Genomic DNA, 12,479 nt, shown 5'->3' on the forward strand with positions numbered 1-12,479 from the left:
GCCCCGGGCCGCCGCCGCCCGTCCCGCCGGAGGAGGCCCGCCGCCGCGCCGGCGCGCGGCACGGCCGGGACCGCGACCGCCGGGCCGTCAGCCATCACTACGACGTGGGCAACGACTTCTACGACCTGGTTCTCGGGCCGTCCCTCGTCTACTCCTGCGCCTACTGGGACACCGCCCGCCCGGCGGCGGACGGCTCCGACGCCCCCGCCGGACCGGGCGCCCGGACTGCCGTGACGCTGGAGGCCGCCCAGGAGGCCAAGCTGGAGCTGATCTGCCGCAAGCTGGGCCTTCGGGCGGGGGACCGGCTGCTGGACGTCGGCTGCGGCTGGGGCTCACTCGTCGTCCACGCGGCACGGCACCACGGCGTCCACGCCGTCGGGGTCACCCTCTCCGCCGAGCAGGCGGCCCGCGCCACCGAGAGGGCGGCGGCGGCCGGCCTCACCGACCACGTCGAGATCAGGTTCCAGGACTACCGGGACGTCGGCGACGGCCCGTACGACGCCATCGCCTCCGTCGGCATGGCCGAGCACGTGGGCGCGGCGGAGTTCGGCAGGTACGCCGCCGTCGTGCACTCCCTGCTGCGACCGGGCGGGCGCCTCCTCAACCACCAGATCGCCCGCCGCCCGGCCCCCGACGAGTCCCGCTACCGCCTCGACCCCTTCATCGACTCCTACGTCTTCCCCGACGGTGAGCTGGCGCCCCTGGGACACACCGTCTCCGGGCTGGAGTCCGCCGGCCTGGAGGTGCGGGACGTCGAGTGCCTCCGCGAGCACTACGCGCTGACGCTGCGCGCCTGGGTACGCAACCTGGAGGCCGGCTGGCCGCACGCCGTGCGGCTCGCCGGTGCGGGGCGCGCCCGCATCTGGCGCCTGTACATGGCCGCCTCCGCCCTCGGATTCGAACAGGGCAACCTCGGCGTCAACCAGATCCTGGCGGTGCGGACCGGCGAGGGCGGGGCCGCCGGGCTGCCGCTCCGCCTCCGCGACTGGACCGCCGGCCCCCGTCGCTGACCGGCCGTCACCCGTGCCGTCGCACGAGCCGTGCCGGCCCCGTGCCCCTGTCGCCGAGCCCCCGGCCGCCCCGCCACGGACGCGGCACGCCCCGCCCTCCGTTGCGGAGGACGGGGCGCCTGCCTGCCCGGGCCGCCGGATGCGGGCCGGCTCCACGGGCCGTCAGGTCGCGTGGATCGCCGACAACATGTCGGTGCGTGCCGCCCGCCGGGCCGGCCACAGGGCCGCGATCACACCGACCACTGCGGCCAGCAGCAGGAACAGTCCCAGCCGCTCGTACGGCAGCACCAGCTGGTAGGTCGACATCTGGTCGGCCAGCTTCAGCCCGCCGGCCCAGCCGATGAAGATGCCGAGGCCGATGCCCAGCACCCCGCCGAACAGCGAGATGACCACCGACTCCAGCCGGACCATCCGCGCCACGCCGCCGCGGTCCAGGCCGACCGCCCGCAGCATCCCGATCTCGCTGCGGCGCTCCATCACCGACATCGCCAGGGTGTTGACCACGCCCAGCACGGCGATGACGACGGCCATGCCCAGCAGCGCGTACACCAGCGTCAGCGCCGTGTCGGCCTCCGCGGAGACCTCGGCGATCATGGCCTCACGGTCCAGCACGGAGAGCGCGGGGGAGTCGCCGACCGCCGCGCGCAGCGCCTCGGTGGTCTCCGCGCTGACACCGCCCTCGGTCATCGCCCAGACGAACCGGTCCTCGGTGGAGATGCCGTTGCGCTCCAGCACCGAGACGTCGGTGACCATGCCGTGGAGCGTGCGGTGGTCCTCGTAGACCCCGACGACGGTGAACGTCTCGACCTGCTCCTCGTCGCCCAGGCGCAGCGCCACGGTGTCCCCGGCGCCGAGCCCTCGCTCGGCCGCGGTGCGCTCGTCCAGCAGGATGTCGCCCTCGCCGAGCCGAGCGCTGTCGCCCTCGACCAGCTCCAGCGCCATCAGCTCCGGCAGGTTCTCGCCGGAGACGCCGTGGAGGGCGGCACCGGCGTCCTCACCGTCGAAGTCGACGTACTCGGTGGCCAGACCGGTCGAGGCCGTGACCTCGGGGGCGGCGGCTACGGCCTCGCGGACGTCGGACGACATCGGGATGGTGGAGAACATCCGGACCTCGTAGTCGGCGGAGACGGTCTGCTCCAGCTCCTCCGCCATCGCCCGCTGCATCCCGGCGGCGCCGACGGTGAGGGCGGTGATGAGGGTCAGGCCGATCATCAGCGCGGAGGCAGTGGCGGCGGTGCGCCGCGAGTCGCGGAGCGCGTTGCGGCGGGCCAGGTCGCCGAGGAAGCCGAACGGCCGGAGCAGCGGGCGGACCGCTGCGATGACCGGGCGGGAGAGCACGGGCGTCAGCAGGATCACGCCGGTCAGCAGCACCATCGCGCCGAAGGCCATGATCAGGAAGTTGGAGCTCATGTCGTCGGTTGCCTTCACCAGCGCCAGGACGCCGCCCAGCAGCGCCAGCACGGCGCCGACCGTGGTGCGGACGACCAGCCCGCGGCGGGTGGCCGGTGCGTAGGCGGCGCCGACCGCGGCGGCCGGCGGGATCTTGGCGGCCCGGCGGGCGGGCAGCCACGCGGAGAGCATGGTGATGACGACGCCGACGCCGAGCGAGACCAGCACCGAATCGGCACCGATGACGAGGTCCCCGGCGGGCAGGCCGCTGGCCTCGCCCGCGATGGTGGCGCGCAGCAGCAGCGCGACACCGATGCCGACGACGAGGCCGGCGGCGCCGGCGAGGAGGCCCACCACGAACGACTCGATCAGCACGGAGCGGGTGACCTGGCGGCGGGAGGCGCCGACCGCCCGCAGCAGGGCGAGCTCCCGGATGCGCTGGGTGACCAGCATGGTGAAGGTGTTGGCGATGATGAAGATGCCGACGAAGAGTGAGATGCCGGCGAAGATCAGCAGGCCGGTGCGGAGCCCCTCGGTGTAGCTCGCGATGGACCGCTCCTGGTCGGCGACGAGCTGGGCGCCGGTGGCCAGGTCCAGGCTCTCCGCCACCAGCGGCTCGACGGCGGTGCGCAGCTCGTCCTGGGAGACGCCCGGGGCGGCGGTCACGTTCAGCTGACCGTACTGGCCGGGCTCCAGGAAGACCTCCTGCGCGACGTCGGGCGCGAACAGCAGCAGGGTGCCGCCGGCTGCGACGTCGCCGTCCTCGGTCTCGAAGACGCCGGTGACGGTCGCCGTGCGGCCGGGGCCGTCGGTCGACCAGGTCACCGTGTCGCCGGTGGTGAACCCGGTGCGCTCGGCGGTGCGGGAGTCGATGACGAGCTCGTCCTCGCCCTCGGGGAGGCGCCCCTCGACCATGGTGCGGCGCTCGTCGCCCTCGACGATGCTGCCGGCGGTCGAGCTCCACAGCTCGCCCACCCGCTCGCCGTCGGGGCCGGCCAGAGCCGCGTTGCCGCGGACGTCGCCGAAGACGGCGCCGGTCTCGGGGAGCGCCGCGATCTCGTCGAGCAGGCGCTGGTCGGGGTAGTACGGACCGTCGTCCCAGCCCTCCTGCACGGCGAGGTCGATACCGCGCAGGTCGGAGGAGACGGCGTCGGAGTACGCGCGGGAGACGGTGGAGGAGAAGACGAGGCTGCCGGCCACGAAGGCCACGCCGAGGGTGACGGCGAGCGCCGTCATCAGCAGTTTGGCCTTGTGGGCGAGCACGTTGCGGAGCGCGGTGCGGAACATGGCGGGGATCCCAGGTCGTGTGGAGGGGCGGGCCGGGAGCGGTCTCGGACCCGCGTGGGCGGTGGAGCGGCGGACCGTCAGCTGGTGCGGCCGACCGCCTCGAACCGGCGCATGTGGTCGAGCACCCTCTCGGCGGTGGGGTCGGCCATCTCGTCGACGACGCGGCCGTCGGCGAGGAAGACGACCCGGTCCGCGTAGGCGGCGGCCATCGGGTCGTGCGTCACCATCACGACGGTCTGGCCGAGTTCGCGTACCGAGTTGCGGAGGAACTGGAGGACCTCGGCGCCGGCCCGGGAGTCGAGGTTTCCGGTCGGCTCGTCGCCGAAGATGATGGCCGGCTTGGAGGCGAGCGCACGGGCGACGGCGACGCGCTGCTGCTGGCCGCCGGAGAGCTGGTTGGGCCGGTGCTTGAGCCGCCCGGAGAGGCCCACCGTCTCGATGACCTGGTTGAGCCAGGCGGCGTCCGGCTTGGTGCCGGCGATGTCCATGGGGAGGGTGATGTTCTCCGCGGCGGTCAGCGTCGGCAACAGGTTGAACGCCTGGAAGACAAAGCCGACGCGGTCGCGGCGGAGCTTGGTCAGCTGCTTGTCGGAGAGCGAGGTGATCTCGGTGTCGCCGATCCAGGCGTGGCCCTCCGTCGCGGAGTCCAGCCCGGCGAGGCAGTGCATCAGGGTCGACTTGCCGGAGCCGGAGGGGCCCATGATGGCGGTGAACCGGCCCGCCTCGAACCTGACGGACACCTGGTCCAGCGCCACGACGCGGGTCTCACCGGTGCCGTAGCTCTTGGTGAGCCGCTCGGCGGTGGCGGCGGCCACGGCGTGCGGGGCGGAGAGGGTGGCGGCGGGGGACGGTGTCACGGGAACCTCCGGGGCGGGACGGGGACGGATGCGACGCGGTCGGCGCGTCGGTCGCGGACACGTCCGGTGCGGGGCCGGCCGCGGCGTCTGCGAGCTCTGTTCCATCGTCGGCCGCCGGAGTCGCCGGGGCGTCGGTCCGGATGCTGGTTCGGGCGCCGGTCCGCAGGGGTACGTCGCGTCCCGGTGTCATACCGGGGTATGACGCCGATCGGGTCTCGCGCTCGGGGTACGACCCCGAGCTTCCGGGCGTAGAGGTGCGGCAGGGGGTGTTGGTGTGCGACGTGTGCGACGTGCGCCCCGGGGTGTGTGTGGTGGGTGATGCGCCTGGTGAGCGCTTCAAGGCGTCTGGAGGTGTGCCGGGGTGGGAGATGCGTGACTGACAGGCCATCAGGTTCGTCACATCGCGCCAGAATCCCAGCACTCAGCCACGATCGCCGGGTGCGGCGGATAAGCTCGGTCTCGCACCCGAGGCGCCGATGGCGCCTGTACGGCTTGGGGGGTCACGCCCGGGTGGTGGAAGGCAGACACGGTGAGCTTAAAACTCGCTGACCTCTTGGTCGTCCCGGTTCGAGTCCGGGTCCGGGCACCCCCCACGCCGACCGGTCACCTTTGGTGGGAAGACGGTCGGCGTGGGCGGGATGTTCGATGCATGCGGCGGTGCACCTGCTCTCATGGTGATCGCCCCGCCCCTGGTGCGGGCGGTGGGCCGGCCCGCGTGCGGCCACGTGAGGGGCGCGTGAGTCGCCCCAGGTGCCCGAAGGGGCGCTGCCGCTGCGTGTCGCGCGCGGGGGTGTGAGCGGGTCACGCCGCACCCACGCGTGCTCGCGCGCGCTCCCGAATGAATCGGACCGGCACGACCGGCCGCCCGTGATGTTCCCGACTTTTCCGGCTTTTCCGGCGGCAGGTGCCGTCGATCGGCGCTCCGCCCCGCCGCGCCGCGCCCGTCGGAGGTCACGGTCCGGTGATGACCTGGCCCGATGGAACGTCCACGCGCTGTTTCGGCGTTATACAGGGTGGACTAGCGTCGTGTCTTTGCTAAAGCATTACTCTGGATCGCAGCAAGGTCGTGCCGTCAGCGGCCATGGAGGAGTGAGATGAGGAGCAGTAACCCGGTCTTCACGCGTCGGGGGTTCAGTCAGGACGGGCAGGCCGGTTTCAACGGCGCCCAGGCCGGGCCGTACGCGGGTTCCCCGCAGAACCCCTACGCGCAGCCGTCGAATCCCTACGCCCAGCAGATGGGGCCCGACGGCTCCATGACGCAGGGCGCCCGTGCCGGCGTCATGACCATCGACAGCGTGGTGAACCGCACCGCGATCACGCTCGGCACGGTGATCGCCACCGCCGCCGTCGCATGGATCATGGACCTGCCGCTCGCCCTCGGCATCGTCTGCGCCCTGGTCGGCATGGGCCTGGCGCTCTGGCAGTCGTTCAAGCGCGAGCCCTCGCCCCCGCTGATCCTCGCCTACGCCGTGTCCCAGGGCATCTTCCTCGGCGTCATCAGCAACGCGATCAACCAGTTCGCGCCTGGTGCGGCGATGCAGGCGGTGCTCGGCACCATGGCCGTCTTCGCCGGTGTGCTGTTCATGTACAAGCAGCGCATCATCAAGGTCAACGCGCGCTTCACCAAGTTCGTGATCGCGGCCTCCATCGGCTTCATGCTGCTGATGGTCGTCAACATGGTCGTGGCGATGATCGGCGGCGGTGACGGTCTCGGCCTCCGCTCCGGCGGCCTCGGCATCATCTTCGGTGTGGTCGGCATCATCCTCGGTGCCTGCTTCCTGGCACTCGACTTCAAGATGGTCGAGGACGGCATCGCCTACGGCGCGCCGGAGAAGGAGTCCTGGCTGGCCGCCTTCGGCCTGACCATGACCCTGGTCTGGATCTACCTGGAGTTCCTGCGTCTCATCGCCATCCTGCAAGGCGACTGACCCACGCGGACCGCTCCCACCGGCGACGGCGGGGGAGGGACGGACTCCCAGAGGGGCCCGGTCGCCCGCCGACGGTGGCCGACGTTCGCCGCCCTACCGGCTCTATGCTCGGGGGATGCTCGACACCGCCGCTCTCGAACGCGCCGTGGACACCCGGGCCGACCGGCTCCGCCGCCTCCCCGAGCGTCGGCTGCGCGGCGCCGCCGCGGACGCCGCGCTGACTCTCGCCCGTGAGCTGGCGGCGCGCGCGCAGCGGCTGGAGGAACCGGGCACCACACCCCGGGTGCTGCCCGACGCCGGGTACTTCGCCGTCGGCGACCAGGTCGCCGTCGCCGGCCACGACCTCGCCCACGCCCTGCGCCACCACGGCACGGCGGTCGAGCTCCAGGAGGCGCTCGCCCTCGTCTCCGCCGCCGCCCGCGGCTGACCGGGCCGGGGGAGGGGCGCCGGACCACGGCGCTGCGCCGGCAGGGCCGCCGGACCTGGCCGTACCGCCGTCGGTCGGACGGACGCCCGCGTGTTGCGCGCCCTCCGCACTTTCAACACATGCGGCGGGCCCACTCTCTGGCGCGCCGCACTACAGACTGTCACCATTTTTCCGGTGAGGGTGGTCACCGTGCCCACCGGGGGATCCGCGAACCCGGCGTGCGCTGCCCACCCTCGGGGGAAGGGGCGGGTCACCCGGGGCGTCGGCCCGGGTGAGACGGCGTCCGGTGACGCAGCGACAGCAGGGGTGGGGTCAGGGGCCAATGGGAGAACACGGCAAGCCGGAAGCCGAGCTGGGGAAGGGCGCACCGCCGCCCGGGAACGCGGACGGCCAGGTCCCGCCGCCCGAGCCCGGTACGGGCGCGCGCCGGAAACCCCAGGAGAACGAGGACGACTGAGGGCGCCGCCGGGATGGGTCCTCAGCAGGCGCAGCGCCGACTGTACGACGCCATGGCCGAGCGGGGTCTGTGGCCCGAGCGCGCGCCCTGGATCAGGGAGTCCATGGAACGCCTCCCTCGGCACGCCTTCGCCCCCGACCGCCTCTGGCGGTGGGACGGCGCCGCCTACCGCCCGATCGAGCGCGCCACCGAGCCGGACCGCTGGCTCGCGGAGCTGTACGCCGGGCCGCACGACCCGGCGGTGACGCAGGTCGAGAGCGGGGTCCCCTCCTCGTCGCTCTCCGCCCCCGCGGTGGTCGCCGACATGCTCGACACCGCCCTGCTGGCCCCCGACAGGCGTGTGCTGGAGCTGGGGACGGGCTGCGGCTGGAACGCCGCGCTGCTCGCGGATCGGGTGGGCGGCGAGAACGTCGTCAGCGTCGAGACGGACGGGCCGCTGGCCGAGGCCGCCCGCCGCCGCCTCCGCGACCACGCGCCCGCGGTGCGCGTGGTCCACGGCGACGGACAGGTCGGGAGCCCGGAGGAGGGGCCGTTCGACCGGGTGGTCGCCACCTACGCACCGGAGCGGGTCCCCTGGGCGTGGGTGGCGCAGACCAGGCCCGGGGGGTGGATCGTCACCCCCTGGGGGCGGCTGGGCCACGTCGCGCTCCGGGTCGCCGCCGACGGCCGGTCCGCCTCCGGCTGGTTCCAGGGGCTCGCCCAGTTCATGCCGCCGCGCGGCACCCCGGCCTCCCCGCCCTGGCCGGCTGCCGGGCCACCGCCGGAGCCCGCCCTGCCCGGCACGCCGCTGGGCCGCGACCCCGGTCCGCTCCTCCGCGACACCGACCTCCTGTTCGCCCTCAGGGCGGCCCTCCCCGACATCCACATCACGGGCCGCACCGGCCGGGGAGCGGGGCCCGCGCCCGACGACGGCCCGGCACCGCCGGCCGCGGTCCGCCTGTACGCGCCCGGCGGCTCCTACGCGGTTCTCGACGGCCCCGCCGGTGCGGTGCACCGCACCGGTCCTCGGGATCTCGCCTCGGAGGTGGCCGTGGCCTGGTCCCGTTGGGAGGAGCGCGGCAGCCCCTCGGTCTACGACCACGGCCTCACGGTCACCGCCGACGGCGAACGCCTCTGGTCCGCACCCGGCGACGAACCCTGCGGCGTGTGACCCCGGCCCGCACCTGTCCTCCGGTGCGCCGCGGACCACCTCGGCGCACCGGAGGACCACCTCGGCGCGTCGGGGGACCGCCTCGGCGCACCGGGGTCGTGTGCGGTCACCGCAGGCAGCGGCGCGGGCGGGCGACGTGCGGGTCCCGGCCACCGGTATGCCCGACGACCCCCGCACGACGCCCCGCCGCCCGCGGCCTCCGCGCCGGCGGTTCGATCGGTTCTGCCCCGTCGGACCTCCCGCCGGATCGCGCGGTGACCGACGGCGCGGCGACCTGCCATGCTGTGGACATGGACCTTCCCGGCGGCATGCCCGTCGAAGGCGACGCACTCATCGTGCTGGACGTCCGACTCGGGGCGCCCCCCGTGCAGGTGCTGGCCCTGCGGGGGTCGGTCGATGCCCGGACCTGTGACGAGGTCACGAGAAGCGTCGTCCGGGCCAGGTCCCGAAGCCTCCCGGTGGTGATCGACCTCGGCGGCCTCAGCTTCGGGGACGAGACGCTGCTCGGCATCCTCCTCGACTGCCGTGACGACGTCACCACCGCATTCGTCGGGCCGCTGGCAGCCTCGTTCGAGCGACGTCTGGCGCGCACCGGGGCCGTCGGCGTGCTGACGATCCACGCCACGCTCGGGCAGGCGATCTCGGCCGTCAACCCTTGACCCGCCGTCGACCGACGGCCCGCCCCGGCGGCCGGTGTGCCCACAGGGAGGATGGCGCCGCCGCCCAGATGTCAACTATCTTGACGTCGTCGATGGAATCGGCGGAAAACGGGAGCGAACTGGTGGCGGGTCACTGTGGCGAGGCGTCCGACGACGCCGTTCCGACCGCGGTGGTCGCTCGCGCCGGGCGGCTTGAGTCGTTGCGCGACACCGGCCTGACCGCCGCCGCCGACCCGGGTATGGAGCGGTTCGCCCGCCTCGTCGCCAGCCTGGTGGCGGTGCCCGTGGCGCTGGTCTCCCTCGTGGAGAGCTCGCGGCAGGTCTTCCCCGGGATGGTCGGGCTCGGCCCGCCGTGGGGCGAGACCCGCCAGACGCCGCTCAGTCACTCCCTCTGCCGCCACGTCGTCGCCACCGGACAGCCGCTGATCTCGTCGGACGTGCGACAGGAAGCGGACTTGGACCACACCCTGGCCTCGAAGGAACTCGGCGTCGTCGCCTACGCGGGCATGCCGCTCACCGACGCTCACGGCGAGGTCCTCGGCTCGCTGTGCGCGATCGACACCCGGCCCCGGGAGTGGACCGCCGACGAACTCGCCGACCTCGCCGACCTGGCCGCCGCGTGCAGCACGGAGCTGCGACTCCGCATCGCCTCCCGCGAGCGCGAACAGGCCCGCAAGGGAGAGGAGCAGGCGCGGCGCCGTGCCGACCAGCTGAACCAGCGAACCGGCCTGGCGCTCGCCCGCTCCCAACTGCTGCTGCGCGCCGCCGATCTGCTCGCCGACACCACCGGCCTCGACGACGTCCGGCAGAGCCTGCGGGACCTGGTCGCGGGCGACCTCGCTCCCGCCTATGTAGGGGTCGTCCTGGTGGAGGACGGACGGCTGCGAAGGCTGGTGGACCGCACCGGCACCGCCCCCATGGAGACGACCTACCGCGTCTTCGAGCTGGACAGCGACTGGCCCTCCGCCCGCGCCGTCCGGGAGAACCGCATCGTCATCGTGGCGTCCCCGCGTGAACTCGCCGAAGAGTACGGTCCGGAGGCGGTCGCCGCCTATCGCAGCCTCGACCTGCACGCCGCCGTCTGCGTACCGCTGCCCGGCGCCGAACAGCCACTGGGCGCCCTGGTGATCGGCTGGGACCACTCCTACGAACTGGACGTGCTGGAGCAGGCCGTGCTGTCCGCGCTCGGCGGATACACCGCCAGGGCGGTCGAGCGGGCGATGTTCCTCGACGACCGGATCGACGTCGCCCGCCGGCTTCAGGAGTCCATGCTCACCGACCTCCCCAAGGTGGACGGGCTGGAGGTGGCCGCCCTCTACCGCCCCGCCGCCGTGGCCGACATGGTCGGCGGCGACTGGTACGACCTCTACCACCTGCCGGAGGCCGCGCAGGGCGGCGAGCCCGTGCCCCAACGGGCGACCCTGGCGGCCACCATCGGCGACATCACCGGCCACGACATGCACGCCGCCGCGCTGATGGGGCAGACGCGCAGCATGCTGCGGCAAGCCGACCTCGACCACGCCGGGGCGGACCCGGCCCAGGTGGTCACCGCACTGGAGCATGCCAACCGGTCCCTGGACATCGGGGCGAGCGGCACGCTCATCCACGCCCACTTGCGGCCCAGCTTCGCTGCGGAGCAGGGGAGTTGGGAGATGACATGGACCAACGCAGGCCATCCGCCGCCGCTGCTCGTCCTCCCCGACGGTCGTACCGAGCAGCCGGCCGACCACGACATGCTGCTGCACCCCTTCGTCTCGGCTCCCGAGCGCACCGTGTGCAGCGTGGTGCTGCCGCCGGGCGCGCTCGTCCTGCTGTACACCGACGGACTGGTCGAGTACAGCGGCGCGGACATCGACGGCGAGATCCACCGGGTGGCCTCGTTCGTCACCGCACACCACGCGGAGCCACTCACCGGTCTGCTGGAGCGGCTGGCCGAGGAGATCCCCGGCCCGGAACCGTGCGACGACATCGCGCTGCTGGCCCTGCGGGTGCCTGAACTCCCCGGGGCCGCGGATGCGCCCGGGGCACCCTGACGTACCCCGGGCGCCCCGGCCGACACGTCCCGTGCGTCGGCGTTCGGCGGCCCGCGCTGCCACCCCGCCGAGGCTGCCGGCCCCCGGTACCCGGCTTCCCCGCCCCCCTGGGCAGCCGGTGTACCGCCCGGCTGCCGCTCCTCGGCGGGTGGCCGTGCCGGTCGCCCCGTCCGCTCGGTGGGTATGTCCGGCGCCGCGTCCGATCGGCTGGTACGTCCGCCGGCACCGGGCCCGTGACGGCGGTGCGGCACCGCGTGAACCGCCCTGCCCGGAGCGTAGGGTGGGCAGCGCTCCGGCCGTGACCGGGGCCCCGCCGCTGTGGCCGGACGTCGACCGCGAAGCCGCTCGTGAGTGCGCCGGTATCGCTTCACCGTCGAAGGGCCGCCCTGTGCCGACGCCCGCCACCGAGTGGCAGGAACGTATCGACCTGCTGCACGCACAGGCCAGAGCCCTCCTCGACGACCTGTCGGGAGCGCCGCTCGACCAACGGCTCGCGGCGCTCGCCCGGCTCGAACACGGTTCGGCGGAGCTCTACGGCGAGGCGCTTCGGCAGGCCGCGATCCACGCGCGGCACCAGGGTTGGGGACTGCGACGGATCGGCCGCGCCACGGACCGTTCGCACGAACAGATCCGCATCCTCACCACACAGCCGGACGCGCCGCAGCCGGCCGCCTCGCAGTCGGACACCCCGCCGCGGGCTGCCGCCGCCCCGAGCACGACCGCGACGGCAGCTCCGGCGTCCACGTCGGCATCGTCGGCGACGACGACGGCGACGACCAGCGGGGCAGCCACCGCTGAGAACACGGCCGAGGCACCGGCCGAGAACCCGGCCGAGACCACGGCTGCGGCCACCGCCTCGACCACCACCGGTGAGACCGGCCCAGCCGCCGACGACCGTGAACCCCCACCCGGCCCGCCACCGGCTCCCCGAACCTCCTGAAGCAGCCCCCGGGCCCCGCCGCCTCCGCCCCCCGGGTCGGCGGGCGGACTTTCTGCTTTCTCAGGGGCGTGGGCGACGGACGAGGATGCTCAACTCCGTCACCAGGGTGCGGACGTCCTCGACGTGGAGGGTGCCGAGGTGGACCCGGTGGCCGGAGCGGCGGCAGGTGTCGCAGGGAGCGACCACCGTCATGTCGTCCAGCTCGACGCCCAGGCTCCGCAGCAGGCGGAAGAGTTCGCGCGCCGCGGCCTCTGCGGCCTCACGGTCCGGGTCGGTGAAGTCGATGTCGTCGGTGAAGCCGGTAGCGTCAGTTCTGTCGAGCACGAGTCGGTCTCCCGGTGG

Annotated in this window: 11 protein-coding genes and 1 tRNA gene; 9 read left to right on the top strand and 3 right to left on the bottom strand. The window is 73.8% G+C overall.

Features of this window, described 5'->3' with window-relative positions:
• The coding region (locus HCJ92_RS05065) for an SAM-dependent methyltransferase (RefSeq protein ID WP_167932204.1) at nt 1-1,010 on the top strand (1,010 nt) is incomplete at its 5' end.
• A 162-nt stretch (nt 1,011-1,172) separates the two neighbouring features.
• Here HCJ92_RS05065 and HCJ92_RS05070 read toward each other — a convergent pair.
• Both HCJ92_RS05070 and HCJ92_RS05075 read right to left on the bottom strand, forming a co-directional pair.
• On the bottom strand, nt 1,173-3,686 hold the full coding sequence (locus HCJ92_RS05070) for an ABC transporter permease (protein WP_167932205.1): 2,514 nt from the start codon (nt 3,684-3,686) through the stop codon (nt 1,173-1,175).
• 77 nt (nt 3,687-3,763) lie between these two features.
• Nucleotides 3,764-4,543 (bottom strand): ABC transporter ATP-binding protein, encoded by a 780-nt coding sequence (locus HCJ92_RS05075; RefSeq protein ID WP_338054029.1) that lies wholly within the window; start codon nt 4,541-4,543, stop codon nt 3,764-3,766.
• A 504-nt stretch (nt 4,544-5,047) separates the two neighbouring features.
• Here HCJ92_RS05075 and HCJ92_RS05080 point away from each other — a divergent pair.
• From HCJ92_RS05080 to HCJ92_RS05110, 8 genes are all read left to right on the top strand, one after another.
• Nucleotides 5,048-5,129, top strand: a tRNA-Leu gene (locus tag HCJ92_RS05080).
• Between the two features lie 508 nt (nt 5,130-5,637).
• The gene (locus HCJ92_RS05085; RefSeq protein WP_167932207.1) at nt 5,638-6,471 is read left to right on the top strand and encodes a Bax inhibitor-1/YccA family protein; all 834 of its coding nucleotides are present in this window, start codon (nt 5,638-5,640) and stop codon (nt 6,469-6,471) included.
• A gap of 115 nt (nt 6,472-6,586) precedes the next feature.
• Nucleotides 6,587-6,898 carry a hypothetical protein gene (locus tag HCJ92_RS05090; protein ID WP_167932208.1) on the top strand — a complete coding sequence of 104 codons (312 nt, stop codon included), beginning with the start codon at nt 6,587-6,589 and terminating at the stop codon, nt 6,896-6,898.
• Nucleotides 6,899-7,220: 322 nt separating this feature from the next.
• The gene (locus HCJ92_RS25290; protein ID WP_275942253.1) at nt 7,221-7,355 is read left to right on the top strand and encodes a hypothetical protein; all 135 of its coding nucleotides are present in this window, start codon (nt 7,221-7,223) and stop codon (nt 7,353-7,355) included.
• Nucleotides 7,356-7,368: 13 nt separating this feature from the next.
• Complete coding sequence (locus HCJ92_RS05095) at nt 7,369-8,505, top strand: methyltransferase domain-containing protein (protein WP_245240603.1); 1,137 nt, start codon at nt 7,369-7,371, stop codon at nt 8,503-8,505.
• A 290-nt stretch (nt 8,506-8,795) separates the two neighbouring features.
• The gene (locus HCJ92_RS05100) at nt 8,796-9,164 is read left to right on the top strand and encodes an STAS domain-containing protein (RefSeq protein ID WP_167932209.1); all 369 of its coding nucleotides are present in this window, start codon (nt 8,796-8,798) and stop codon (nt 9,162-9,164) included.
• A 92-nt stretch (nt 9,165-9,256) separates the two neighbouring features.
• On the top strand, nt 9,257-11,197 hold the full coding sequence (locus tag HCJ92_RS05105; protein WP_167932210.1) for a GAF domain-containing SpoIIE family protein phosphatase: 1,941 nt from the start codon (nt 9,257-9,259) through the stop codon (nt 11,195-11,197).
• 388 nt (nt 11,198-11,585) lie between these two features.
• The gene (locus HCJ92_RS05110; RefSeq protein WP_167932211.1) at nt 11,586-12,137 is read left to right on the top strand and encodes a hypothetical protein; all 552 of its coding nucleotides are present in this window, start codon (nt 11,586-11,588) and stop codon (nt 12,135-12,137) included.
• A gap of 60 nt (nt 12,138-12,197) precedes the next feature.
• Here HCJ92_RS05110 and HCJ92_RS05115 read toward each other — a convergent pair whose 3' ends face one another.
• Nucleotides 12,198-12,461: a hypothetical protein gene (locus HCJ92_RS05115; RefSeq protein ID WP_167932212.1), complete on the bottom strand. Its 264-nt coding sequence runs from the start codon at nt 12,459-12,461 to the stop codon at nt 12,198-12,200.
• Between the last annotated feature and the right edge of the window lie 18 nt (nt 12,462-12,479).

Source organism: Streptomyces spiramenti (assembly GCF_012034385.1).
In the GTDB taxonomy this organism is placed as follows: domain Bacteria; phylum Actinomycetota; class Actinomycetes; order Streptomycetales; family Streptomycetaceae; genus Streptomyces; species Streptomyces spiramenti.

What these genes read in the sequence shown, in the direction of transcription:
- HCJ92_RS05070 (WP_167932205.1), bottom strand. Translation starts at nt 3,686, where the DNA reads ATGTTCCGCACCGCGCTCCGCAACGTGCTCGCCCACAAGGCCAAACTG.
- HCJ92_RS05085 (WP_167932207.1), top strand. Translation starts at nt 5,638, where the DNA reads ATGAGGAGCAGTAACCCGGTCTTCACGCGTCGGGGGTTCAGTCAGGAC.
- HCJ92_RS05090 (WP_167932208.1), top strand. Translation starts at nt 6,587, where the DNA reads ATGCTCGACACCGCCGCTCTCGAACGCGCCGTGGACACCCGGGCCGAC.
- HCJ92_RS25290 (WP_275942253.1), top strand. Translation starts at nt 7,221, where the DNA reads ATGGGAGAACACGGCAAGCCGGAAGCCGAGCTGGGGAAGGGCGCACCG.
- HCJ92_RS05095 (WP_245240603.1), top strand. Translation starts at nt 7,369, where the DNA reads ATGGGTCCTCAGCAGGCGCAGCGCCGACTGTACGACGCCATGGCCGAG.
- HCJ92_RS05100 (WP_167932209.1), top strand. Translation starts at nt 8,796, where the DNA reads ATGGACCTTCCCGGCGGCATGCCCGTCGAAGGCGACGCACTCATCGTG.
- HCJ92_RS05105 (WP_167932210.1), top strand. Translation starts at nt 9,257, where the DNA reads ATGGAATCGGCGGAAAACGGGAGCGAACTGGTGGCGGGTCACTGTGGC.